This window comes from Microbacterium sp. LWO12-1.2 (genome assembly GCF_040675875.1).
GTDB lineage: Bacteria > Actinomycetota > Actinomycetes > Actinomycetales > Microbacteriaceae > Microbacterium.
Genome location: NZ_JBEGII010000001.1, coordinates 532525 through 555717, shown reverse-complemented (window position 1 = coordinate 555717; position 23193 = coordinate 532525). Strand labels below are relative to the sequence as shown.

General features: G+C 68.4%; 23 protein-coding genes and 1 riboswitch. Of the genes, 12 read left to right on the top strand and 11 right to left on the bottom strand.

Translation table 11 applies throughout. The features are described from left to right. The first annotated feature begins 16 nt into the window (after positions 1-16). The 7 genes from MRBLWO12_RS02595 (at position 17) to MRBLWO12_RS02565 (ending at position 5646) form a co-directional block, all read left to right on the top strand. A complete protein-coding gene (locus MRBLWO12_RS02595) occupies positions 17-580 on the top strand; it encodes a GNAT family N-acetyltransferase (RefSeq protein WP_363552404.1) in 564 nt (187 codons plus the stop codon). 57 nt (positions 581-637) lie between these two features. After that, complete coding sequence (locus MRBLWO12_RS02590) at positions 638-1501, top strand: Fpg/Nei family DNA glycosylase (protein WP_363552402.1); 864 nt, start codon at positions 638-640, stop codon at positions 1499-1501. A gap of 90 nt (positions 1502-1591) precedes the next feature. Then, positions 1592-1736: riboswitch (FMN riboswitch) on the top strand. Positions 1737-1789: 53 nt separating this feature from the next. Next, entirely contained in the window at positions 1790-2821 is a 1032-nt protein-coding gene (gene ribD / locus MRBLWO12_RS02585) for a bifunctional diaminohydroxyphosphoribosylaminopyrimidine deaminase/5-amino-6-(5-phosphoribosylamino)uracil reductase RibD (protein WP_363552400.1), read from the top strand. Continuing rightward, the gene (locus tag MRBLWO12_RS02580) at positions 2821-3489 is read left to right on the top strand and encodes a riboflavin synthase (protein ID WP_363552398.1); all 669 of its coding nucleotides are present in this window, start codon (positions 2821-2823) and stop codon (positions 3487-3489) included. Before ribD ends, MRBLWO12_RS02580 begins: the two co-directional genes overlap by 1 nt. Continuing rightward, entirely contained in the window at positions 3486-4751 is a 1266-nt protein-coding gene (gene ribA, locus MRBLWO12_RS02575) for a GTP cyclohydrolase II (RefSeq protein WP_363552396.1), read from the top strand. Before MRBLWO12_RS02580 ends, ribA begins: the two co-directional genes overlap by 4 nt. Continuing rightward, positions 4748-5221 carry a 6,7-dimethyl-8-ribityllumazine synthase gene (gene ribH, locus MRBLWO12_RS02570; protein WP_363552394.1) on the top strand — a complete coding sequence of 158 codons (474 nt, stop codon included), beginning with the start codon at positions 4748-4750 and terminating at the stop codon, positions 5219-5221. The genes ribA and ribH overlap by 4 nt, the downstream gene beginning before the upstream one ends. Positions 5222-5292: 71 nt before the next feature. Continuing rightward, positions 5293-5646, top strand: a complete 354-nt coding sequence (locus MRBLWO12_RS02565) for a Fe-S protein (RefSeq protein WP_363552392.1) — start codon at positions 5293-5295, stop codon at positions 5644-5646. Between the two features lie 121 nt (positions 5647-5767). Here the strand turns inward: MRBLWO12_RS02565 and MRBLWO12_RS02560 are convergent, their stop codons facing one another. From MRBLWO12_RS02560 to MRBLWO12_RS02515, 10 genes are read right to left on the bottom strand one after another with little or no spacing between them, the layout of a single operon-like run. Next, the gene (locus MRBLWO12_RS02560; protein ID WP_363552390.1) at positions 5768-7171 is read right to left on the bottom strand and encodes an FGGY-family carbohydrate kinase; all 1404 of its coding nucleotides are present in this window, start codon (positions 7169-7171) and stop codon (positions 5768-5770) included. Beyond that, positions 7168-8652 carry an FAD-binding oxidoreductase gene (locus tag MRBLWO12_RS02555; RefSeq protein WP_363552388.1) on the bottom strand — a complete coding sequence of 495 codons (1485 nt, stop codon included), beginning with the start codon at positions 8650-8652 and terminating at the stop codon, positions 7168-7170. Before MRBLWO12_RS02555 ends, MRBLWO12_RS02560 begins: the two co-directional genes overlap by 4 nt. A 43-nt stretch (positions 8653-8695) precedes the next feature. Then, the gene (locus MRBLWO12_RS02550) at positions 8696-9472 is read right to left on the bottom strand and encodes an SDR family oxidoreductase (protein WP_363552386.1); all 777 of its coding nucleotides are present in this window, start codon (positions 9470-9472) and stop codon (positions 8696-8698) included. Positions 9473-9499: 27 nt separating this feature from the next. Next, the gene (locus MRBLWO12_RS02545) at positions 9500-10972 is read right to left on the bottom strand and encodes an NAD-dependent succinate-semialdehyde dehydrogenase (RefSeq protein ID WP_363552384.1); all 1473 of its coding nucleotides are present in this window, start codon (positions 10970-10972) and stop codon (positions 9500-9502) included. After that, positions 10969-11910: an NAD(P)-dependent oxidoreductase gene (locus MRBLWO12_RS02540; protein WP_363552382.1), complete on the bottom strand. Its 942-nt coding sequence runs from the start codon at positions 11908-11910 to the stop codon at positions 10969-10971. The genes MRBLWO12_RS02545 and MRBLWO12_RS02540 overlap by 4 nt, the downstream gene beginning before the upstream one ends. Before the next feature lie 5 nt (positions 11911-11915). Continuing rightward, positions 11916-12440, bottom strand: coding sequence for a formaldehyde-activating enzyme (gene fae / locus MRBLWO12_RS02535; RefSeq protein ID WP_363552380.1), 525 nt, complete (start codon positions 12438-12440; stop codon positions 11916-11918). Next, a complete protein-coding gene (locus MRBLWO12_RS02530; RefSeq protein WP_363552378.1) occupies positions 12440-13381 on the bottom strand; it encodes a glycine betaine ABC transporter substrate-binding protein in 942 nt (313 codons plus the stop codon). Before MRBLWO12_RS02530 ends, fae begins: the two co-directional genes overlap by 1 nt. A 39-nt stretch (positions 13382-13420) precedes the next feature. After that, positions 13421-14212: an ABC transporter permease gene (locus MRBLWO12_RS02525; RefSeq protein WP_363558498.1), complete on the bottom strand. Its 792-nt coding sequence runs from the start codon at positions 14210-14212 to the stop codon at positions 13421-13423. A gap of 2 nt (positions 14213-14214) precedes the next feature. Beyond that, complete coding sequence (locus MRBLWO12_RS02520) at positions 14215-15246, bottom strand: ABC transporter ATP-binding protein (protein ID WP_363552376.1); 1032 nt, start codon at positions 15244-15246, stop codon at positions 14215-14217. Beyond that, positions 15239-15904 carry an ABC transporter permease gene (locus tag MRBLWO12_RS02515; RefSeq protein WP_363552374.1) on the bottom strand — a complete coding sequence of 222 codons (666 nt, stop codon included), beginning with the start codon at positions 15902-15904 and terminating at the stop codon, positions 15239-15241. Before MRBLWO12_RS02515 ends, MRBLWO12_RS02520 begins: the two co-directional genes overlap by 8 nt. 115 nt (positions 15905-16019) lie before the next feature. Here MRBLWO12_RS02515 and MRBLWO12_RS02510 point away from each other — a divergent pair, with 115 nt between their 5' ends. After that, positions 16020-16880, top strand: a complete 861-nt coding sequence (locus MRBLWO12_RS02510; protein WP_363552372.1) for an IclR family transcriptional regulator — start codon at positions 16020-16022, stop codon at positions 16878-16880. A 96-nt stretch (positions 16881-16976) separates the two neighbouring features. Here MRBLWO12_RS02510 and MRBLWO12_RS02505 read toward each other — a convergent pair whose 3' ends face one another. Further along, positions 16977-17963 carry a LacI family DNA-binding transcriptional regulator gene (locus tag MRBLWO12_RS02505; RefSeq protein ID WP_363558496.1) on the bottom strand — a complete coding sequence of 329 codons (987 nt, stop codon included), beginning with the start codon at positions 17961-17963 and terminating at the stop codon, positions 16977-16979. 159 nt (positions 17964-18122) lie between these two features. Between MRBLWO12_RS02505 and MRBLWO12_RS02500 the strand changes: the two genes are divergently transcribed. From MRBLWO12_RS02500 to MRBLWO12_RS02485, 4 genes are all read left to right on the top strand, one after another. Beyond that, positions 18123-19040, top strand: a complete 918-nt coding sequence (locus MRBLWO12_RS02500; RefSeq protein WP_363552370.1) for a carbohydrate ABC transporter permease — start codon at positions 18123-18125, stop codon at positions 19038-19040. Positions 19041-19086: 46 nt separating this feature from the next. Beyond that, a complete protein-coding gene (locus MRBLWO12_RS02495) occupies positions 19087-19932 on the top strand; it encodes a carbohydrate ABC transporter permease (protein ID WP_141873240.1) in 846 nt (281 codons plus the stop codon). Between the two features lie 60 nt (positions 19933-19992). Beyond that, positions 19993-21354 carry an ABC transporter substrate-binding protein gene (locus MRBLWO12_RS02490; protein ID WP_363552368.1) on the top strand — a complete coding sequence of 454 codons (1362 nt, stop codon included), beginning with the start codon at positions 19993-19995 and terminating at the stop codon, positions 21352-21354. An 83-nt stretch (positions 21355-21437) separates the two neighbouring features. Then, positions 21438-23177 carry a glycoside hydrolase family 35 protein gene (locus MRBLWO12_RS02485; RefSeq protein WP_363552366.1) on the top strand — a complete coding sequence of 580 codons (1740 nt, stop codon included), beginning with the start codon at positions 21438-21440 and terminating at the stop codon, positions 23175-23177. Positions 23178-23193 lie beyond the last annotated feature (16 nt).

Here is a 23193-nt window from a genome sequence, read left to right as displayed (position 1 = left end):
CCGGTACCGTGTGCGGATGGAGAAAGTGACACTCGAGACCGCGCGACTCGTGCTGTCCGCACCGACGGACGACGATGTCGACGCGATCACCGCGGCATGCCAGGACCCCGAGATCACCCGATGGACGACGGTGCCGAGCCCGTACAGCCGGGCGGACGGGGAGGACTTCGTGCGTCGCGTCGACGAGTGGTGGGCCGATCGAGCCGAGGCCGTCTGGGCGATACGAGTCGGTGACGACCTGGTCGGGATGATCGGGCTGCACGACATCACGACCCACCACACCGGCGACCAGGCGGAGATCGGGTTCTGGGTGACCGCGGAGGGGCGAGGTCACGGTTACGTCGTCGAAGCTGCGCGTGCCGTGATCGACTGGGGCTTCCGCGAGCTCGGCCTCGTCCGCATCAGCTGGCGGGCCGTCGCCGGCAACGTACCCTCAGCCCGCACGGCGCGAGCACTCGGCTTCCGATACGAGGGGGTGCAGCGTCAGGCGCTGACGAGCCCGCGCGGTCGCGATGACGGGTGGTTCGGCGGGCTGCTGCGCGACGACGACCGCACGCCTGTGGAGTGGCCGGTGCTCTGAGCGTCCTCCCCCGGATGGAGGGGTGACGATGTCGGATGCCGGTGGCAGGATGACCTCATGCCGGAGATGCCAGAGGTACATGGACTCGCAGTGTTCCTCGGCGAGCGCGCCGTCGGCCGCACGATCACCCGCACGAGTGTCGCTGCGATCGCCGCGCTGAAGACGTACGACCCGCCGATCACCGCGCTGCACGGCGCCGAGATCACGGCGGCGGCCAGGCTCGGCAAGTTCGTCGTGCTCTCGTGCGGAGAGGAACTGCACCTCGTGTTCCATCTCGCGAAGGCGGGCTGGCTGCGCTGGTACGAGGCGCTGCCTGCCACGCTCATCAAGCAGGGCAAGACGCCGATCGCGCTGCGTGTGGCGCTCGACGACGGCAGCGGATTCGATCTGACCGAGGCCGGCACCAAGAAGTCGCTCGCGGTGTACGTCGTGCGCGACCCGCAGGAGGTGCCTGGGATCGCCCGTCTCGGGCCGGATCCTCTCGCTGACGAGTTCAGCCGCGATGCCTTCGCCGCGCTGCTCGAAGGGCGGCGAACGCAGATCAAGGGGCTGCTGCGCGACCAGTCCGTCATCGCCGGCATCGGCAACGCATACTCCGACGAGATCCTGCATGCCGCGCGCATGTCCCCGTATGCGATCGCCGCGACGCTCACCCCCGACGACATCGATCGCCTGTTCGCGGCGATGCAGCAGACGCTGACGGAAGCTGTCACCGAAGCATCAGGCAAGCCCCCTGCCGACCTGAAGGATGCCAAGCGCCGCGGCATGCAGGTGCACGCACGGCGTGGCGAGACCTGTCCGGTCTGCGGCGATACGGTGCGCAGCGTGTTCTTCGCCGACCGTTCGCTCGAGTACTGCCCCACCTGCCAGACCGGCGGCAAGCCTCTCGCAGACCGTCGGCTCTCCCGTCTGTTGAAGTGAGCGCGTTGCCGGACCGCTCGCTCGCTGAAGTGACGGGTATATGACGCGGAATGAATCCCCCACGGATGTGTTGAGTACACTCAGAGCATCAACGTGCTCCGGGGTCGGTGTGAATCCGAACCGGCGGTGACAGTCCGCGAGCGCTGAGGGAGACCTCGGTGCCGATCCGGTGGAAATCCGGGACCGACGGTGATGCGAGGGAAACCTCGCTAGTCCGGAAGGGAGGCAGCACGAGGCGCCGCCGTGCGCGCGTTCTGCATCCCCCGGAGCCTCACAGGAGGACGACGGATGGCAGTGAACGAGACCGAGCGCCGGGCCATGACTCGTGCCCTGCAGCTCGCTGCGCTCGGGCCCCGCGGCGTGAACCCGCAGGTCGGAGCCGTCATCCTCTCCCCCACCGGTGAGGTGCTCGCCGAAGGCTGGCACCACGGTGCCGGTACTCCGCACGCCGAGGTCGACGCGCTCTCGAAGCTCGCCCCGGGCGCAGCGCGCGGTGCGACCGCCGTCGTGACGTTGGAGCCGTGCAACCACACCGGCCGCACCGGCCCCTGCGCTGTCGCGCTGCAGGAAGCCGGCATCGCCCGGGTGGTCTACGCACTCGACGACCCCGGGGCGGCTTCCGGCGGCGGAGCTGACCGGCTGCGCAACGCAGGGGTCGACGTGGAGGCCGGTGAGCAGGCCGATGCCGCGCATCTTCTGATCGAAGGCTGGCTGACCGCGCAGCGTCTGGGACGACCGCACGTGACCGTGAAATGGGCGCAGAGCCTCGACGGTCGCGCCGCGGCCGACGACGGGACGAGCCAGTGGATCACCGGCCCCGAGGCGAGGGCGGATGTGCATCGCCGCCGCGCCGCCTCCGATGCCATCGTGGTCGGCACGGGCACCGTGCTCGCCGACGACCCCGCGTTGACCGCACGCGACGGTGACACGCTGCTGCCGCACCAGCCCGTGCCCGTCGTGATCGGCACGCGCCGGACGCCCGAGGATGCGGCGCTACGGCGCCACCCTCACGAGCCCCTCTTCTACGAGACCGCCGACCTGCGCACGGTGCTGGCCGATCTGCACAGCCGAGGCATGCAGCGCGTCTTCATCGAGGGCGGGCCGACGCTGGCCAGCGCCTTCATCGCGGCAGGGCTGTTCGACCGCGTGCTGACCTATGTCGCGCCCGTGCTGCTGGGCGGACGCCGCGTCGCGCTGACCGATGTCGGGGTCTCGACGATCGGAGAGGCGCACCGCCTCACGGTCGACGAATGGGTGCCTCTGGGCGCCGATCTGCTGGCGATCGCCCATCCGGCGGTCGAGAACGAAGGAGCCGTCTGATGTTCACGGGAATCATCGAGGAGATCGGCGAGATCACCGCCATCGCATCCGCCGGTGACGGGTGGCGACTCACCGTGCGTGCACCCCGTGCGGCCGCGGATGCGGTTCACGGCGAGTCCATCGCGGTCTCGGGCGTGTGTCTGACTGTGGTCGGCTCCACGCCGGACACCTTCGACGCCGACGTGATGAAGCAGACGCTCGACGTGGCGGCGCTCGGCAGCGCCACCGTCGGAACGCGCGTGAACATCGAGAAGGCCATGCCGGTCGGCGCCCGCCTGGGCGGACACATCGTGCAGGGTCACGTCGACGGCACCGGCGACGTGCTCGAGGTGCGCCCCGGCGCGCAGTGGAGTGTGCTGCGGATCAGCCTCCCCGCAGACCTCGCGCCACTCGTGGTCGACAAGGGCTCGATCTCCGTCGACGGCACCTCGCTCACCGTGAGCGCCGTGAGCGCCGTGAGCCCTTCGACAAGCTCAGGGACCCAGAACGAAGGTGCGGGGTCCCTCGCGCACTGGTTCGAAGTGTCGCTGATCCCGGAGACACTCGCCGCCACCACGCTCGGCTCGCGCGCTGTCGGCGACCGCGTCAACCTCGAGACAGACATCCTCGCCCGGCACGTCGAGCGCCTGCTCGCGTTCCGCGCCGCACCGGAAGGAGGCTCGCGATGAGCCTTTCCACGATCCCCGAGGCGCTGGAAGCGCTGCGCGCCGGCCGCCCCGTGCTGGTCGCCGACGACGAGAACCGGGAGAACGAGGGCGACGTCATCCTGTCGGCCGAGCTCGCGACGCCGGAGTGGGTCGCCTGGACCGTGCGCTGGTCGTCCGGATTCATCTGCGCACCGATGCCGACCGACCTCGCCGACAACCTGAACCTTCCGCCCATGGTCGCCGCCAGCGAGGATGCCCGCTCCACCGCGTACACCGTGAGCGTCGACGCCGCGGAAGGCGTCACGACCGGCATCAGCGCCCACGACCGCGCCCACACGCTCAACGTGCTGGCGAACCCGCAGTCCACGGCGCTCAGCATCATCCGCCCCGGCCATGTGCTGCCGCTCCGCGCCGTCGACGGCGGCGTGCGCGAGCGCAGCGGTCACACCGAGGCCGCCGTCGACCTGATGCGTCTCGCCGGGCTGCAGCCGGTCGGCGCGATCGCCGAGGTCGTCGCAGAGGACGGCAGCATGATGCGCCTGCCTGGGCTGATCGAGCTCGGCGCGCGCGACGGGGTGCCGGTCATCACGATCGAGCAGCTCATCGCGCACCTCAACGAGATCGATCCCCAGGACGAGTCCGGACCGCGGGTGCACCGACGGGTCAGCCTGCACGCCGACGCGACGGTGCCGACGACGCACGGGACCTTCCGCTTCCTGGCATACAAGGACCGGGTGACCGGCACCGACCACATCGCGGTCGTCTCCGGCGAGCTCGGCGAGACGGCACTCGTGCGCGTGCACTCAGAGTGCCTCACCGGAGAGGCCTTCGGTTCGCTCAAGTGCGAGTGCGGGCCTCAGCTCGACGCCGCACTGGACGCGATCGAGAAGGACGGCGGGATCGTCATCTACATGCGCGGCCACGAGGGGCGCGGCATCGGTCTGATCAACAAGCTGCGCGCGTACAGCCTGCAGGAGGAGGGTCTCGACACGGTCGACGCGAACCTCGCACTCGGACTCCCGGCAGACGCGCGGGAGTATGCGGCAGCGGCAGGGATCCTCACCGACCTCGGCGTATCGAAGGTGCGTCTGCTCACGAACAACACCGACAAGGTGAAGCAGCTGCGCGAACTCGGTCTGGACGTCGTCGAGCAGGTCCCGCTGATCGTCGGCGTCGGACCCAACAATCATCAGTACCTCGAGACCAAGCGTGACCGCATGGGTCACATCATCGGTGCGGACGAGCTCGCAGAGGCTCTCGCAGAAGGAAAGGACCACGCATGAGCGGCGCAGGAGCACCCGCAACCGGCAACATCGACGGGCGGGGACTGCATGTCGTCATCGTCGCCGGCACCTGGCACGACGTCATCACCGACGGTCTCATCGCGGGCGCGGAGCGCGTGCTGACCGAGGCGCAGGCCACGCACCGGCTGGTGAGGGTGCCCGGGTCGTTCGAGCTCGCTCTCGCCGCGCAGGCGGCCTTCGCCGGCGGAGCCGACGCGGTCGTCGCGCTGGGCGTGATCATCCGCGGAGGGACTCCGCACTTCGAGTACGTGTCGGCCGCCACCACCGACGGCCTCACCCGTGTCGCCCTGGACGCCGGCAAGCCCGTCGGGTTCGGCGTACTCACCCTCGACGATGAGAAGCAGGGACTCGACCGCGCCGGACTCGAGGGGTCCAAGGAGGACAAGGGCGCAGAGGCTGCCGACGCGGCCCTCCGCACCGCACTGCTCGTGCGGGAGCTGCGCGGCTGAGGTCAGCTGCGTGGGCTGAGGTCAGCCTGTCCTTGCTGGCGGAATATCGGCAGGAATCGTAGCGTGAGGGCATGGAGACCCTGCGCCACATCGTGCTGTTCGCCCACCTGATCGGCTTCGCCGTGCTCTTCGGGGCCTGGGCGGTGCAGGCCTTCGGCGGCAAGCGGGAGTTCACCCGTCTGATGAGCGTCGGCATGGCCATCGCTGCTGTCGCCGGGCTGGCCCTTGCCGCTCCGTGGGGCATGTCCTACGAACTGAACTACGTGAAGATCGGCGTGAAGCTCGTGCTGCTGCTGATCATCGGGGCGCTGCTCGGCATCGGCACCGCGCGGCAGAAGCGCGGAGCCGCCATCCCGCCCGTCATGTTCTGGCTCGTCGGCATCCTGACCGCGGCCAACGCCGCGATCGCCGCCATCTGGCGCTGAGCGCGCTGCCCTCGGGCCACAGTTGCACGACACCCGCACACCTGCACGACGGAATGGGCGGATGCTCCGTGCAGACGTGACTCCGTCGTGCAAGTGTGTGCGAGGGGACGGCGACGGCCCCTCAGCCGGGAGGAGCGAACAGTGCACGGATGCCGGGAACGACGCCCGCGTACGTCGTGACAACATCCCGGTACGCCGCCTGGAGGTCATTCGGCACGTCCACACGCGCGCCGACGCCGACCATGGCGGTCACGGCCTCGTCGAACCCCGCGTGCATTCCGATGCCGACTGCGGCACAGATCGCGGCTCCCATGCCCGCCGCGTCTCGCACCAGGGGGGTGCGCACGGGCACACCGTACACCGCGGCGAGGATCTCGAGCATCGGCCCCGAAGCACTTCCGCCTCCGGTGACGATCAACGCCTCGCGTTCCACCCCGAGTGCGCGGCGCGCACGTGAATCCGCGGCTTCGGTCTCGATCGCGAGAGCTTCGAGGATCGCCCGGTAGATGTGGAAGCGTCCCTGAGTGCCGTCGAAGCCGATGATCGCACCGCGACGCCAAGGTTCGTCTGCCGGAGCGAGCCAGTCGAGGGCGACGATCAGTCCCCCCGCACCGGGCGGGACCCCTTCGGCGCCGAGATTCAACTGCTCCTCCGACACCGGACCTGAGGCGGAGAGGAGATCACGGAACCAGCTCACCGTCCACATCCCCCGTCTGACGCCCGCACTCTCGTACAGATAGGAACCCGGTTCGGCGGCGAAATTCGTCCACACATCGGAGTGGGGCGCGAACGGTCCGGCGCCCGGGGTCATGGTGGCCACGTAGGTGCCCAAGGACAGCAGCACGTCACCCTGATCCCGGAGCCCTGCCCCGAGCGCCTCCACGGCCTTGTCGTTCGAGGTGGCGATCACTGGGATGCCCGCGGGCAGCCCGGTCACCTCCGCGGCCGCCGCGGTCACCCGGCCCAGTGGCTGCCCCGGTGCGACGAGCTCGAACAGCATCCCCGGATCCATGCCGGTGCGGGCATACTCCGTGGCATCCTCGCTCCACGCCCACCGTTGGGTGTCGATCGGCCACATGCCCTGGTAGTTCCCGGCCGCGTCACGACGTTCTCCGGTGAGCCGATGTCCGATGTATCCGGAGGACGTCGTGACGTACGCCGCGTCGTCGACTTCTCGCTCGTACGCGCGCGGGAGCCGCTCGTCCATCCAGCTCATCACCGGTTGCGCAAGAGACCCATCCCGACGCAGCACCGCGCGGCAGAAGCGGATCGTGCACAGACCGACCCCGCGGATCTCCGACAGATCTCCCTCGAAGCGGCCGAGGGCCTCACGGACCGCGTCGACCACAGAGTCCCAAAGATCGTCTTCCGGGTGCTCCCAGCGGCCGGGCGAAGGAGACGCATACGGACGGAGCGGGACCCGCGCATCGGCGTGCACGACCCCGTCACCGTCTACGATCAGCACCTTCGTGCTCTGAGATCCGTTGTCGATGGCGACGACGTAGCCGCCCGCCGTCGCTGTCACGCCGGTGACGCCGTCTCCGCTATGTCCAGCGGGTAGATCGTGCCGCGGTTCATGATGCCGTGGGGGTCGATGCCGTCCTTCAGCACCCGTAGCAGCTCGAAGGCGCTGCCGTGCTCCTCGAGGGTCCAGGGCGTGCGGTACTTCCCGATGCCGTGGTGGTGGACCATCGACCCGCCGAGCCGCAGCGCCTCCTCGACCACGATCGCGTTGAGCGGCTCGTGGTACTCGGTGATCTCTTCGCGCGGCTCGCACGAGATGTCGTAGTCGTACACGAAGTACAGGTTGGTCCCCGTCTGATAGCTGTGCGACGAGTGCGCGCCGAGCATCGTGAGATCGGCCGCGTGCGGGAACTCGTTCCGCGCCCGGCGCATCACGGATTCGAAGAGCTCGGCGACACCGGACCAGTCGATCGAGACCTCGGTGGTGTACCCCAGATGCGATTTCTCCCGCATCTCCCGCTTCTCGGCGTCGATCTTCTCCTGACCCCAGTTGAGGTTGTCGAACCAGTGCTCGATCAGCGCAGGGTCGACCTTCTCATGCGGGATCCCGGCGAAGATCGCCTCCACACCGTCGGCTGTCGCGTCGGCGATCCCCTGAGGCCCCTCCGCCACGACCACGACGACGGCCTTGCCATCTGCGAAGTGCGAGAAGTGCTGCGCGGCATCCTCTTCGGAGTACGCCCTGGCGACCGACGGGTGATACCCCGCGACGATGATCTCCCGCAGTCCAGCGACGCCCGCGGGCAGCGATTCGACGAGGTATCCGAGGAAGCGGTTGTTCTCCGGCTGGTACCGGAACACCTTGACCGTCACCTCGGTGATCACGCAGAGGGCACCCTCGTTGCCGATCACGATGTGCCGGATGTCGGGACCTGCGGCACGACGGGGGACATTCTTGATCCGGGTGACGCGTCCGCCGGGGAGCACCGCCTCGAGGCCGACGACCATGTCCTCGATGCCGCCGTAGAGCGTGGAGAACTGGCCGATGGACCGCGTCGCGACCAGCCCGCCCATCTGTGCGAGCGGCTTGGACTGCGGGGAATGGCCTGTCGTCAGACCCTGCGCACGCAGGGTATCTTCAAGCACCTGAAGAGGGACCCCGCACTGTGCGGTGACCATCATGTCGATCGGGTCGATCTCGAGGATCGCGTCCATGCGCGAGCCATCGAGCACGATGGTGTCGTCGACGATGGTCTCCAGACCTCCCTCGGTCGCGGTCCTGCCCGTGCGGGGCACGACGTTGATCAGGTTCTCCTCGGCGAAGGCGAGGATCGCGGAGACATCGTCCGTGGAGCGGGCGTAGGCGATCGCCGCAGGGATCGGTCCGTCGAAGATCCCGTGCACCGACGTGTACTTCTTGAAGCGGTCGACGCTCGCCTCGCGCAGTTCGCGAGCGTCGGTCTCGACCTGATCGTCGCCGATCAGATCGCGGAGTCGGTCGACGATCTCCGCGCGGGTGAGGGCGGATCGTGAAGCAACCATGGGAGAGATGTCCTGTTCGTTCGTGGATGGGAAGCGCTGCGGGTCAGCGCACGAGATAGCCGCCGTCGACGGTCAGCACGTGACCGTTGACGAAGTCGGATGCGGGGCTGGCGAGGAACACGGTGGCGCCCATGAGGTCGGCGACGTCGCCCCACCGCCCAGCGGGGGTGTGCGCGATGATGCGGCCGTTGACCGCCGGGTCGGAGCGGGATTCCTCGGTGATGCGGGTCTTGAAGTAGCCCGGCGCGATCGCATTGACCTGGATGCCGGTCCCCCCCAGCTCATCCGCGTAGGCACGCGTCAGTCCGACGATGCCGTGCTTGGTCGCGGCGTAGGCAGGTGACCCGAGGCCGCCGAGGAAGGAGAACAGCGAGGCGATGTTGATGATCTTGCCCGTGCCCTGCGGGATCATCCGCTTCGCCACCTCGTGTGCCATGTCGAACGCCGCGGTGAGGTTGACCGCGACCATCGGGTCCCACTCCGCTCGGCCGAACTCCGTGACTCCGGCGATGCGGCTGATGCCCGCGGAGTTGACGAGGATGTCCACTCCGCCCAGGGCCGCCACGCACGCGTCGACCGCCAGGGCGGGCGCTCCGGATGCAGTGATGTCGATCATCTGCTCCTCGTAGCGGCCACCTTCCGCTCGCACGAGTTCGGCGGTCTCGCCGGCGTCGTCGAAGAGCGTCGGCACGAAGACGTCCGCTCCCGCCTTGGCGAGGGCGAGCGTGAACGCCTGCCCCAGTCCGGTGTTCCCACCCGTGACGATCGCTCTTCTCCCGCGCAGGGAGAAGAGGTCGAGGGAGAAATCAGTGATGTGCAATGCAGGCTCCTTCAGAACGTGCGGGGTTCAGGCGAAAGGATCGGAGATGCCGATGTAGGTCGTCTCGAGGTATTCGTCGATCCCCTCGAATCCGCCCTCCCGACCGATCCCGGACTGCTTCACGCCACCGAACGGCGCGGCCGGGTTGGAGACGAGTCCGGTGTTCAGGCCGAGCATCCCCGTCTCCAGTCGTTCCGCGAGACGCAGCGCGCGGTTGAGATCACGGGTGTAGGCGAAGCAGACGAGTCCGTACTCGCTGGCGTTCGCCAGCCGTACCGCCTCATCCTCATCGCGGAACGTCGTGATGGGGGCGACCGGCCCGAAGATCTCCTCGCGGAGGATGCGCGCGTCCTGCGGCACGTCCACCAGCACCGTGGCCGGATAGAAGTAGCCACGGCCGGACGGCACGACGCCTCCGAGGGCGACACGCGCTCCGTCTTCGACGGCGCCGGCGACGAGCTCGGCGACCTTCTCGCGCGTGGACTCGTCGACGAGCGGGCCGAGCGTGGAGGCGGTCTCGGTTCCCCGGTCGGTGACGTAGCCCGCCATGCGCTCGATCAGACGCGCGGTGAACTCCTCGGCGACGCTCTCGTGCACGTGGAAGCGGTTCGCCGCGACACAGGCCTCCCCGCCGTTGCGGAGCTTGGCGAGCAGGGCACCTTCCACGGCCGCATCGAGATCGGCGTCTTCGAAGACCAGGAACGGCGCATTTCCGCCGAGCTCCATAGATACGCGGAGCACCTGATGCGCGGCATCGGCGATGAGTCGACGGCCGACCTCGGTGGAGCCGGTGAAGGACAGCTTGCGCAGCCGGGGGTCGGTGATGAGAGGACCCGTCACCGCTCCGGCGCGGGTGGTGGGGATGACGTTGACGACGCCGTCCGGAACCCCGGCCTCACGCAGCACCTCCGCGAACAGGAGCGCGGTGAGCGGGGTGAGGGCTGCGGGCTTCAGCACCGAGGTGCAGCCCGCGGCGAGCGCCGGCGCGATCTTGCGCGTCGCCATCGCCAGCGGGAAGTTCCACGGCGTGATGAGCAGGCTCGGACCGACCGGTCGCTTGGCGACGAGTAGGCGGTTGCGGCCGTCAGGGGCGGTGGCATAGCGCCCCGAGATGCGCGGCGCTTCCTCGGAGAACCAGCGGAGGAACTCGGCGCCGTAGGCCACCTCCGCACGCGACTCGGCCAGCGGCTTGCCCATCTCCAGCGTCATGACGAGCGCGAAGTCCTCTGCCCGCGCGGTGACCAGTTCGAAGGCGCAGCGCAGGATCTCGCCGCGCTCACGCGGAGCGGTGGCCGCCCACGCGGATTGCGCGGCCGCGGCCGCGTCGAGGGCGGCGGCGCCGTCTTCCGGCGACGCGTCTGCGACGTGCGCCAGTACCTCTCCGGTGGCGGGGTCGAGCACCGGGAATGTGGCCCCGGGATGCGCGTCGCGCCACTGCCCGGCGATGAAGAGGCCGGTCGGGAGGGAGGCGAGCAGTTCGGCCTCACGGGCGGCGGTCATGCGGCCACCTCCCGACGAAGGTCGCGCCCGAGGAGCTCTTCGTACAGGCGCACGGGAGTCATCTCGCCCGCATGATCGCCGTACTGCGCCCGTGCCCGGCGGAAGATCTGCTCGACGAGCGAGGAGAGCTCGACCGGCATCCCGACCGAGCGGGCCAGGTCGACGGAGAGACCCAGGTCCTTGCACGCCAGCGCGATCGCGAATCCCTCGTCGTAGTCACCGTTGTCGAGGATCGAGAGCACGTCGCGGGAGACGAATGTGCTGTTCGCCGGACTGGCGATGAGCGCGTCGCGCAGCACCCCCAGGTCCACCCCTGCGGCGACCCCGACCGAGAGCACCTCCGCGGTGGCCACGAGGTGCGAGAACCACAGCTGATTGATCATGAGCTTCACGGCGTATCCTGCGCCGTGCCCCCCGACGTGGAGGATGCGCTCCGGGTCGCCCATCGCCTCGAACACCGGGCGCAGACGGGCCACATCGGTGGCGTCTCCCCCGATGAAGATCTGCAGCATGCCGGCGGCTGCCCCGACCGACATCCCGCTGACGGGAGCATCGAGCAGGTGCAGTCCACGACCCGCCTGCTCGATGCGCACGGCCTCGAGCACATCAGGAACCGACGTCGACATGTCGACCCAGGTGCCGCCGTCCGGCAGCCCCGCGATGAGTCCCTCCGCGCCGGCCGCAACCGCGGCCACGTGCTTCGGCGTCGGCAGCATGGTGATGACGAGGTCGCTCATGGCAGCGACCTCCCGTGGCGTCTCCCCCCACCTGGCACCGCCGGCGATGAGCTCTTCTGCCGACTCGCGGCGGAGATCCGTGACGACGAGGGGGAAGCCTGCGGCCTGCAGGTTCCTCGTCATGCCGGATCCCATGTTGCCGAGTCCGATGAACCCGACGGTGGGGAGGGCCTCGGCGAGCGGAGGCGTGGGGGAACTCATGGGTCTTACGTGTCCTTCGTGGTGGAGAGGGGGGTGAAGAAGGGATTGGTGGGGCGATCGCGCGCGGCGAGCACCTCGTCCAGAGCGGGTAGCGAAGCCGCGCCGTTTGCGAGCGCCGTACGCGTCGCCTCACGGTTGTTGCGGTAGACCGTCTCGGCATCATCAGCGGCCGGATTGACCCACACCGCGGCGATCACCGCGTGCGTGTCGGCGGCTTCGCGCGGGATGACCCCGTCGGCGACGGCATCCGCGACGCCGGCGGCGACCCCGGCCTGCGCGGGCCCCCAGATGAGGAGTCCGTGTTCGTCACCGGCGGGCGCGGCCTTGGTGACGAACAGCGTCATCGGCTTGACCGGCAGCGATGGGCGCAGCACCGCGACGAACGGCACATGACCCTGGCTGGGGGTCGCGAGGGCGGTGGCCCACGCCGTCCCCGCCGGCCCGTCGCGGTGGCCGAGCACGGTGTTGATGTGCGCGGCGTTGACACCGTCGCCGACGAAGCTCTCGCCGAGTTGCACAGCGGCGGTCATCAGATGAGCCCCTGGTCCTCGAGCCACTCGATCGCGACGTCTTCGGGGTCTTCACCGTCGACGTCGACCTTCGCGTTGAGGGTCTGCATGACCTCGGTCGTGAGCAGCGGGCTGAGCTCGGCCAGCACGTCGGCGATCGCGGGGTTCTCGTCGAGCGTGCTCTGCTTGAGCGTGAATCCGCCCTGATAGCTCGGGAAGAACTCCTTGTCGTCCTCCATCACGACCAGATCGAGCGCAGGGATGCGGCCGTCGGTCTGGAACACCTCGCCGAAGTTGCAGTCGTCGCCCTTCTGGGTCGCAGTGTAGATCACCCCCGTGTCGAGCATGGTCACGTTGGCCGCGGGGGCGTCGAACCCGTATGCCGCGGACAGTCCCGGCCATCCGTCGTCGCGTGTCGAGAACTCGCTCTCGATGCAGAACGTCTGGTCGGCGCTGGGGAGCTTCGCGACGTCGCTGAGCGTCTTCACTCCGAGCTCATCGGCTTCGCTCTGACGGATGGCGAACGCGTAGGTGTTGTTGAACGGCGCCGGGTCGAGCCACGCGATGCCGTTCTCGGCGTCGGCCTCCTTCACCGCCTCGAACTGCGCCTCGGCCCCCTGCACCGGGGTGGTGTTGCCGTTGTACGTGATCCAGGACGTGCCGGTGTACTCCCAATAGCCCAGGAACTGGTCGTTCTCCAGCGCCTGCCGCACGTTCGCTGAACCGACGAGCTTGGTGTTCGCCTCGACGTCGGCGCCATGGGCGTTCAGCAGCTCGGCGGTCATGTAGGCGAGGATGTACTGCTCGGAGAAGTCCTTCGAACCGATCTCGCCGGTGAGGCCTTCGAGCTCGTCGCCCTTCGCCCCGGAGCCGCCGGCACCGCCGGAGGTGCAGCCGGTGAGGAGGAGTGCTCCGGCGGCGAGTGCCGCGAGTGTTGCTGTTGCGATGGTGCGCGATGTCATTGCAGGTTCCTTTCGGGAGGGAATGCGAGGGTCGATGATTCAGAGGCCTTTGGGGCGGACGATGTCTTCCACGACGCTGGCCGCCCAGTCGATGAGCACCGCGATCGCGGCGACGAGGACCGCACCGACGATGAGAACCGGATAGCGCTGCAGCTTCAGACCGTTGATGATCATGTCGCCGAGGCCGCCGGCGTTGATGAAGGTCGCCACGGTCGCCACGCCCACGGCGAAGACGAGTGCGGTGCGGAGTCCGGCGAGGATCACGGGCGAGGCGAGCGGCAGCTCGACCCGGCGCAGCACCTGGCCGGACGTCATCCCCATGCCCCGCGCCGATTCCCGGATGTTCGGGTCGACCTGGGCGAGACCCGCGATCGTGTTCTGGAGCACCGGGAGGAAGGAGTAGATGACGAGCGCGACGAGAGCTGTCGTGAAGCCGGTCTGCCAGACGATCGCGAGCAGGATCACGACGCCGATGGCCGGTGTCGCCTGCCCGATGTTCGCGATGCCGATCACGATTCCGCGGAACACACGTGACGAGGAGCGGCTGACCGCGATGCCGGCCGGGATGGCCAGCACCGCCACCAGGATCGATGCCGTGATCGACAGGATCAGATGCTCGCCGATACGTGCCGTGATGTAGTCGACGTTGAGCGTGCGCTGCTCGATCGAGTCGAGCTCGAGTGTCGAGATCCAGAGGAAGGTGATCAGCAGTACCGACGCCACGACGATCAGCGGCATCATGCGCCGCAGCAGCACGGGCATGCCGCGTCGCTCCGCCGGCTGCGTCTGCAGGACCGTCGTCGCAGAGGGCACGAGATCGGGCGCCTGCATGGTCACTCGCCCTCCGTGCGACGCGCGGGTGCTCCGAGTGCTGCGGAGATCGCCGCCTGATCGATCGATCCGACGACGACTCCTCCGCGCGTGACGTTGATGCGCGGCGCGCCGGTGAGGATCAGAAGGTCGAGCGCTTCGCGCAGTGAGGTCTCCTCGCCGATCGTGGCCTCGGGCGCGTCGGAGTCGGGTGAGCCGACGGTCGCGCCGCTGACGGGGATGAGGGCGAGCCGCTTCAGCGCCGCTCCCTCGCCGATGAACGATCGCACATACTCGTTGGCGGGGTTCGCGAGGATGCGTGCCGGGGTGTCGAACTGCTCGATCCGGCTGCGCTCGCTCAGCACCGCGATCCGATCGCCCATCCGGATCGCCTCTTCGAAGTCGTGCGTGACGAAGATGATCGTCTTGCCGATGTCGGCCTGCAGCCGAAGGAACTCCGCCTGCAGCTTCTCGCGCGTGATCGGGTCGGTCGCTCCGAACGGCTCGTCCATGAGCATCACCGGCGGGTCGGCGGCGAGAGCTCTGGCGACGCCGACCCGCTGCTGCTGGCCGCCGGAGAGCTGCCGGGGGTAGCGGTCGGCGAAGATGCCGGGGTCGAGCTGCACCGTGTTCAGCAGTTCATCGACACGTGCCGCGGTGCGCGCCTTCGACCAGCCCAGCAGTTTGGGGACCACGGCGATGTTCTCGGCGATCGTGAAGTGCGGGAACAGGCCGATCTGCTGGATCACGTAGCCGATGTGGCGGCGCAGCTCATTGCCGTCGAGCGACAGGACGTCGTCGCCGTTGATGCGGATGGATCCGGACGACGGCTCGATGATGCGGTTGATCATCTTCATCGTGGTGGTCTTGCCGCAGCCGCTGGGACCGACGAACATGACCAGCTCGCCGGGCTCGATGCGCATCGAGAAGTCCTCGACGGCAGGAGTCGACTGCCCCGGGTACTGCTTGGTGATGTGATCGAGGACGATGTCGACGCCGCCCTGCTGCGAAGCGAGGGAGGTGAGAACGCCGGTGTTCGTGGTGATGTCAGGCACGGAGACCCCTTGAGGTGGTGAGGCGGGCGATGAGCACGAGGATGCCGTCGAGGACGAGCGCGAGGATGATCACGGCGACGGTGCCGGTGAGCGCGTAGTTGAGGGCGTTCTTGGAGCCCAGGGAGGAGAGGCCTTTGAAGATGTACTCGCCGAGACCGGGGCCTGCGACGTAGGCCGCGATGGCCGCGATGCCGACCGTGAGCTGCGCGGCCACGCGGATGCCGGTCATGATCACCGGCCAGGCGATCGGCAGCTGCACGGTGAACAGCACCCGCGCCGGGCTGAGCCCCATTCCCCGTGCGGATTCCAGCACCGAGACCGGTACCTCGCGGAGCCCGACGACCGTGTTGCGCACGACAGGGAGCAGCGAGTAGAAGACGAGCGCGACCACGGTCGGCAGCCAGCCGAGGCCGAGGACCGGGCTGAGCAGGGCGAGGAGCGCGAGCGACGGGATGGTGATCGCGACGGCGGCGGCGGTCAGCACCGTCGTCCGGGCGATGCGCCGGTTGCGGACGAGGATGCCCAGCCCGATCCCGATGGCCGCGGCCAGCGCGACGGAGATGAGCACGACGACGAGGTGATCGCGGGTCAGCTCGAGGATGTCGTCTGCGCGACGTGTGAGGAAGACCATGAGGTCTTCCCAGTTGAATCCGGTCAAGAGGGCTCCTGTCTCGTCGTTGAGGCCGGTACCGGGATGTCATCACCGTAGCCGGTGTAACCATTTCGTCAAAGGCTGTTGTGACTATGGCAACGAACCGGGTTAGACTCACCCCGTGAACACGACCACGACACCCTCCGCTCCCCGCCGGAACTCCTCCGGCCTGGGGCGCGACATCGAGATCCTCGAACTGCTCGGCACCGACGAGGCGCTGAGATCCGGAGGTCTCGGCGTCTCTCAGGTCGCACAATCCACCGGGCGCGACAAGGCGGTGGTGTCACGCACCCTGGCGACGCTCGCCGAGAGCGGCCTGGTCGAACGTGACGACGACACGCTGCGCTATCTGCTGGGCCCGCGGCTGTACGCACTCGCCGCCCACACCGCCAGCACCACCCTGGTACATGCATCGCGCAGCATCCTGCGCCGACTGGTGCAGTCGACGAGGGAGACCAGCCATCTGTGCGTGCTGCGCGGCGGCAACGTGCTCACCCTGTTGAGCGAGCTCAGCCCCCACGATGTGCGGACGACGGGCTGGGCCGGAACCACCACCGCCGCGTGGCGCACCCCCTCGGGACGAGCGTTGCTGAGCGACTGGGACGAGGAGTCTCTCGCCCGGTGGTACGAGGATCACGGACAGGACCAGCCACTGGTCGGCCGATTCGACCAGGCGGATCCCTCAGTGTTCCCCGTCCTCGATGCTCCACCCCCAGGCAACGCCCCTGTCACCGACCTCGACAGTCTCCTCACCGAGCTCTCCCGCATCCGCGAACAGGGCTACGCGCTCTCCGACGAGGAGCTCGAGTTCGGCGTCGTCGCCGCGTCTGCGCCGATCACGGACTTCACGGGGCGCATCGTCGCGGCGGTGAACGTCAGCGCCCCCAAGGCGCGCATCGGACACCGCCTCGACGCCCTCGGCGTGTTCGTGTCGCGCGCCGCGCGCGAGCTCTCGTCACGGCTCGGCGCCACCGGCGTCTAGCTCGCGAGGAGTTCCGCGTCTCGGGAGGAGCATTCGCGCCTGATTCCCCTCCCCTCGGGGAGTTCTCCTCCGCAGCCGAGGGCCGAGCGCGCCGGCTCAGCGCTGCCGCGGCGGTGCGGTGCTCGCGCGCACGATGAGCTCGGTACCGACGAGCGGGGTCTGCAGCCGCTCCCCCTCGTCGAGCTCGGCGACGAGCGCGTCCACGGCGAAGGCACCCACACGCTCCGGGTGCTGCTGCACTGTGGTCAGGGGCGGCCAGAGCTGCGCCGCATCGGGCAGGCCGTCGAAGCCGACGATGCTGACATCATCCGGCACGGCGATACCGGCCTCGCGGAATGCGCGCAGCACGCCGATCGCCATCTGGTCGTTCGCGACGAAGACGGCGGTCACCCCGTCGATCTCGCGGAGCGTCACGCCGGCCTGATATCCGGAAGCGGCGCTCCAGTCGCCCGGCAGAGGTTCCGGCACTCGGCGTCCCGCAGCCTCCAGCGTCGACTGCCAGGCCTCTCGTCGACGCTCGGCCGAGTACGACTGCGCGGGGCCCGTCACATGCCACACGGTCTCGTGTCCGAGGTCGAGCAGGTGCTCGGTCGCCAGACGTGCACCCTGCGCCTGGTCGGTGTCGACGAAGGGATGCTCGGCCGTCCGGTTCGAGTCGACGAACACGACCGGGAGGCCGCTGGGGATCTCGATGTCGGCCTCGTCTAGCTGATGCGCCTCGATCACGATGATGATGCCGTCGACCGCATGCTCTTCGAGTCTGCGGAACGCGCCCACCACGGTGTCCTTCGCGCTGGATTCCACCGGGATGAGGGTGAGGGCGTATCCGAGTTGCGCCGCCCGCACGGCGATCGCGTCGAGCGTGCGCTGGTTGCCGTAGGAGCTGAACGAGAACATCACGACACCGAAGGTGCGGAATCGGCCCGATCGCAGCGCCCTGGCCGCACTGTTGGGGCGGTAGCCGAGGCGGTGCATGGCCTCTTCGACCCGCTCCCTGGTGGCGGCGCCGACGTAGCCGCGGGCGTTCACGACGCGCGACACGGTCTGGCCGGACACCCCGGCCTCGCGGGCGACATCCTCCATCGAGGGCTCTCTGCGGCGCTGCGACTGCTCTGTCGAAGGTTCCAAGGTCACGGGTCATCATCCATTCATGTGTTGACGTTGACACACTAGCAGTGCATCGAATATGTTGACGTAGACACACGGCGCAGTGAGCGCCTGAACTTGGAGAAGGTCTCGTCGATGACGACTGAAATCATTGCGGCCCCCGGCGCTGCCGGCATCCGCCGCCGCGAGAAGCGCGACTGGAGAGGATGGGCCTTCGTCGGTCCGTTCATGATCGTGTTCGCCTTGGTGTTCCTGACACCGCTCGCCTACGCGCTGTATCTGAGCTTCTTCCAGGAGAAGCTCATCGGCGGCACCTCGTTCGTCGGCTTCGACAACTACGTCCGCGCGCTCGGCGACCCGCAGTTCTGGGAGGCGTTCGGCCGCGTGATCCTGTTCTTGGTCGTGCAGGTCCCGATCATGCTCGCCCTCGCGCTCGGCGCTGCACTCGCCCTCGACAGCGCTCGCCTGCGCGGAGCCTCGTTCTTCCGCATCCTGATCTTCCTGCCTTACGCCGTGCCCGCCGTCGTGGCCGTGCTGATGTGGGGATACATCTACGGCGACCAGTTCGGGTTGACCTCGAACATCAACGACTTCCTCGGCAGCGACCTCATCACGCCGTTCGCCAGGGAGTGGATCCTGGTGTCGATCGGAAACATCGTGACCTGGCAGTTCGTCGGCTACAACATGCTGATCTTCTACTCCTCGCTCAAGACGATCCCCACCGACATGTATGAGGCCGCTTCGCTCGACGGCGCTGGCGCGTGGCGCACGATCTTCTCGATCAAGATCCCGTCGGTGCGCGGTGCCCTCGTGATCGCGACGATCTTCTCGATCATCGGCAGCTTCCAGCTCTTCAACGAGCCCAACATCCTGCGTCCGCTCGCCCCCAACGTGATCACGACGTACTTCACCCCCAACATGTACGCCTACAACCTCTCGTTCGCGGGACAACAGTTCAACTACGCCGCGACGATCGCCATCATCATGGGCGTCATCACGGCCGTGATCGCCTACGTCGTGCAACTGCGCGGCTCGAAGTCGGAGGTGCGCTGAGATGGCACTCCCCCTTGCCCGCCCCTCACGCCGCCGCAACGACCCGATGAACCCACGGTCGTCCAAGACGCTGCTGATCGTCATGGTCGTCTATGCGCTGTACACGCTGGTGCCGCTCGTCTGGCTGCTGTTCAGCTCGACCAAGACGCAGTCAGGGCTCTTCAGCTCTTTCGGCCTGTGGTTCGCCGACGACTTCGCGTTCTTCGACAACCTCGCCGCGACCTTCGCCTACCGGGACGGCATCTTCCTGCGCTGGCTGGGCAACACGCTGCTGTACGTGGTGGTCGGTGCCGGAGGCGCGACGCTGCTGGCGACCATGGCCGGCTACGGCCTGGCGAAGTACCGCTTCCCCGGTCGTCCCGCGGTGTTCGCGATCGTGCTCGGCGCGGTCGCCGTGCCAGGAACAGCCCTCGCGGTCCCCACGTTCCTGCTGTTCAGCGAACTCGGGCTCACGAACACTCCGTGGGCGGTGATCATCCCGTCGCTGATCAGCCCGTTCGGTCTGTACCTGATCTGGGTGTTCGCCACCGAATCGGTGCCCACCGAGCTGCTGGAGGCCGCGCGCATCGACGGTGCCGGAGAGTTCCGCACGTTCTTCACCATCTCGATGCGCCTGCTCGCGCCGGGCATCGTGACGGTCGCGCTGTTCACGGTGGTCGCCACCTGGAACAACTACTTCCTTCCGCTGATCATGCTCTCCGACCCGGCGTGGTACCCGCTGACCGTCGGCCTGAACCAGTGGAGTTCCCAGGCCATCGGCGCGGGTTCGCAGCCGATCTACAACCTCGTGATCATGGGCTCGCTGCTCACGATCATCCCGATCGTCATCGCCTTCCTGCTGCTCCAGCGGTTCTGGCAGTCAGGTCTCACCGCGGGAAGCGTCAAGCAGTAGTCGCCCCCGTTCCACCCCCGTCGGTCCGATGCTGGACCGCACCCCCGAAAGGACACAGCAATGAAGCACCTTCCTCACCCCGCTGCGCGCCGCACCCTCACGGTGCTCGCAGCCGGAACCGTCGCCGCGCTCGCGCTGGCCGGCTGCAGCACCGGAACCACCGATGACGGTGGCAGCGCCGGTGCCGGCAACGGGTCGTTCGACTCGGTCGAGGCCGCGCTCGAGAAGGGCGGCGAGATCACGTACTGGTCGTGGACCCCCTCCGCCGAGGCACAGGCCGAGGCGTTCATGAAGGAATACCCGAACGTCAAGGTCAACGTCGTCAACGCCGGTACCAACAACGACGAGTACACCAAGCTGCAGAACGCGATCAAGGCCGGCTCCGGTGCCCCCGACGTCGTGCAGATCGAGTACTACGCCTTCCCGCAGTTCGCGCTCACCGACGCATTCGTCGACCTCTCCCAGTACGGCTTCTCGGACTTCGAAGACGACTACACGGCATCGACGTGGAACTCCGTCACCGACGGCGACGCGATCTACGGCCTCCCCCAGGACTCGGGCCCCATGGCGCTGTTCTACAACAAGGCCGTCTTCGACGCCGCGGGCCTCGACGTGCCGACCACGTGGGACGAGTACTACGAGGCCGCCAAGGCCATCCACGCTGCGAACCCCTCCGCCTACATCACCAACGACACCGGTGACGCCGGATTCGCGACGTCGATGATCTGGCAGGCCGGCGGCAAGCCGTTCAGCACCTCGGGCACCGATGTCACGATCGACCTGCAGGACGAGGGCTCGAAGAAGTGGACCGAGAACTGGAACCGCCTCGTCGAGGAGGACCTGGTCGCACCGGTCAGCAGCTGGAGCGACGAGTGGTTCCGCGCCCTCGGCGACGGCAGCATCGCGACCCTCGTGATCGGCGCCTGGATGCCCGGCAACCTGATCTCCGGCGCGCCCGACGGCGCCGGTGACTGGCGCGTCGCGCCGATGCCGACCTACGACGGCTCCCCCGCGAGCGCCGAGAACGGCGGCGGCGGCCAGGCCGTGACCACGCAGAGCAAGAACCCGGAGCTCTCGGCCGGATTCCTGTGGTGGCTGAACAACTCCGAGGACAGCATCTCGCTGTTCCTGGAGAGCGGCGGATTCCCGTCGACCACCGCCGAGCTCGCGAGCGACGAGTTCCTCGCCGACGCCCCCGAGTACTTCGGTGGCCAGAAGATCAACGAGGTCCTCGCGGCGGCAGCCGGCGACGTCGTCGAAGGCTGGAGCTACCTGCCCTACCAGGTCTACGGCAACAGCATCTTCGGCGACACCGTGGGCCAGTCGTACCAGAACGGCACCGACCTGAACGAGGGCCTCACGGCCTGGCAGGACGCGCTGGTCGAGTACGGCAACGCCCAGGGCTTCGCCGTCAACAAGTAATCACGTCAGGGCCGGGCGGGTGCGATCCCGTCCGGCCCTGCACGTCCGGCACGACAACTCTCTTCACGGAAAGCACTTCGACTGTGACCTCGTTCTCCATCGGCGACACCGACTTCCTCCGCGACGGACAGCCGCACCAGGTGATCTCCGGCGCCCTTCACTACTTCCGTGTGCACCCGGACCAGTGGCAGGACCGCATCCGCAAGGCGCGCCTGATGGGGCTGAACACGATCGAGACCTACGTCGCCTGGAACGCGCACGAGCCGCGCCGCGGCGAATGGGACGCGACCGGATGGAACGACCTCGGCCGCTTCCTCGATCTGGTGCACGCCGAAGGGCTGGACGCGATCGTGCGCCCCGGCCCCTACATCTGCGCCGAGTGGCACAACGGCGGGCTGCCGAACTGGCTCACGGCGGGTGAGCGCTCGCTGCGCTCCTCCGACCCGGAGTTCCTGGTCGACATCAGCGCCTACCTGCGCCGCGTGTACGAGATCGTGGCGCCGCGGCAGGTCGATCGCGGCGGACCCGTCGTGCTCGTACAGATCGAGAACGAGTACGGAGCCTACGGCTCCGACAAGGCCTACCTCGAAGCGCTGGTGGCGCTGACGAAGGATGCCGGGATCACGGTTCCGCTGACCACGGTGGACCAGCCCGTCGACCGGATGCTCGCCGACGGCAGTCTGCCTGAACTGCACAAGACCGGATCCTTCGGCTCCCGCACCGCGGAACGGCTGGCGACCCTGCGCGCTCACCAGCCCACCGGTCCGCTCATGTGCTCGGAGTTCTGGGACGGCTGGTTCGACTGGTGGGGCGGTGTGCACCACACCACCGAGGTGGATGCCGCGGCTGCCGACCTCGACGCGCTGCTGTCGGCGGGCGCCTCGGTGAACATCTACATGTTCCACGGCGGCACGAACTTCGGGCTCACGAACGGCGCCAATCACAAGGGTCGCTACCTCCCGATCGTCACCTCCTACGACTACGACGCCCCGCTGGACGAGGCGGGCAACCCCACGGAGAAGTTCTTCGCCTTCCGCGACGTGATCGCGAAGTACGCCCCGGTCCCCGAGGAGCTCCCGGCAGTGGCGCCCCCGTCGCCGACCATGACCGTGCCGCTGACCCCGGTGGGTGCATGGACGGATGCCCCCGCCGCGGATGCTGTGACCGAGGCCCCTGCGACCTTCGACGCACTCGGCCACCTCAGCGCGCTCGTGCGCTACGACGTCGAGCTGCCGCCAGCTGACGGCCCCGGACTGCTGTCGCTGGAGGAGGTGCGCGATCTCGCCTGGGTGCGCGTCGACGGGCAGCCGATCGGCACGCTCTCGCGCACGCGCCACGACCGCACGCTGCGCATCCCCGCCGGTCGCACCCTCAGCATCCTGGTCGAAGATCAGGGCCGCGTGAACTACGACCACCGACTCGGCGAGGAGAAGGGTCTGCTCGGCACCCCCACGCTGGACGGCGTCCCGCTCACGGGTTGGCGCTCGACCCCGCTCGACGTCGCGGAGATCGCCCGCTCGGTCGCCGCGCGCACGGTCGCCGCGGATGCCGGTACCCGCCCCGGCGCCTGGGTCGCCGAGATCCCGCTCGACGCACCGACCGACCTGCTCCTCGACACCGCCGCGTGGAGCAAGGGCTATGCGTTCGTGAACGGCTTCTTCCTGGGGCGCTACTGGCGCAACGGACCGCAGCGCACGCTGTTCGTGCCGGCTCCCGCAACGCGCGCCGGGGACAACCGCCTCGTGGTTCTCGAGCTCGAGAACCTGCTCGCCCCGCACGCGGAACTCGTGGCCGGTCTGCTGCTCGGCGACACCGAGGAGTAGACCGAACCTCGACTGT

What these genes read in the sequence shown, in the direction of transcription:
- MRBLWO12_RS02595 (WP_363552404.1), top strand. Translation starts at nt 17, where the DNA reads ATGGAGAAAGTGACACTCGAGACCGCGCGACTCGTGCTGTCCGCACCG.
- MRBLWO12_RS02590 (WP_363552402.1), top strand. Translation starts at nt 638, where the DNA reads ATGCCGGAGATGCCAGAGGTACATGGACTCGCAGTGTTCCTCGGCGAG.
- ribD (WP_363552400.1), top strand. Translation starts at nt 1,790, where the DNA reads ATGGCAGTGAACGAGACCGAGCGCCGGGCCATGACTCGTGCCCTGCAG.
- MRBLWO12_RS02580 (WP_363552398.1), top strand. Translation starts at nt 2,821, where the DNA reads ATGTTCACGGGAATCATCGAGGAGATCGGCGAGATCACCGCCATCGCA.
- ribA (WP_363552396.1), top strand. Translation starts at nt 3,486, where the DNA reads ATGAGCCTTTCCACGATCCCCGAGGCGCTGGAAGCGCTGCGCGCCGGC.
- ribH (WP_363552394.1), top strand. Translation starts at nt 4,748, where the DNA reads ATGAGCGGCGCAGGAGCACCCGCAACCGGCAACATCGACGGGCGGGGA.
- MRBLWO12_RS02565 (WP_363552392.1), top strand. Translation starts at nt 5,293, where the DNA reads ATGGAGACCCTGCGCCACATCGTGCTGTTCGCCCACCTGATCGGCTTC.
- MRBLWO12_RS02555 (WP_363552388.1), bottom strand. Translation starts at nt 8,652, where the DNA reads ATGGTTGCTTCACGATCCGCCCTCACCCGCGCGGAGATCGTCGACCGA.
- MRBLWO12_RS02545 (WP_363552384.1), bottom strand. Translation starts at nt 10,972, where the DNA reads ATGACCGCCGCCCGTGAGGCCGAACTGCTCGCCTCCCTCCCGACCGGC.
- MRBLWO12_RS02540 (WP_363552382.1), bottom strand. Translation starts at nt 11,910, where the DNA reads ATGAGTTCCCCCACGCCTCCGCTCGCCGAGGCCCTCCCCACCGTCGGG.
- fae (WP_363552380.1), bottom strand. Translation starts at nt 12,440, where the DNA reads ATGACCGCCGCTGTGCAACTCGGCGAGAGCTTCGTCGGCGACGGTGTC.
- MRBLWO12_RS02530 (WP_363552378.1), bottom strand. Translation starts at nt 13,381, where the DNA reads ATGACATCGCGCACCATCGCAACAGCAACACTCGCGGCACTCGCCGCC.
- MRBLWO12_RS02525 (WP_363558498.1), bottom strand. Translation starts at nt 14,212, where the DNA reads ATGCAGGCGCCCGATCTCGTGCCCTCTGCGACGACGGTCCTGCAGACG.
- MRBLWO12_RS02505 (WP_363558496.1), bottom strand. Translation starts at nt 17,963, where the DNA reads ATGGAGGATGTCGCCCGCGAGGCCGGGGTGTCCGGCCAGACCGTGTCG.
- MRBLWO12_RS02500 (WP_363552370.1), top strand. Translation starts at nt 18,123, where the DNA reads ATGACGACTGAAATCATTGCGGCCCCCGGCGCTGCCGGCATCCGCCGC.
- MRBLWO12_RS02495 (WP_141873240.1), top strand. Translation starts at nt 19,087, where the DNA reads ATGAACCCACGGTCGTCCAAGACGCTGCTGATCGTCATGGTCGTCTAT.
- MRBLWO12_RS02490 (WP_363552368.1), top strand. Translation starts at nt 19,993, where the DNA reads ATGAAGCACCTTCCTCACCCCGCTGCGCGCCGCACCCTCACGGTGCTC.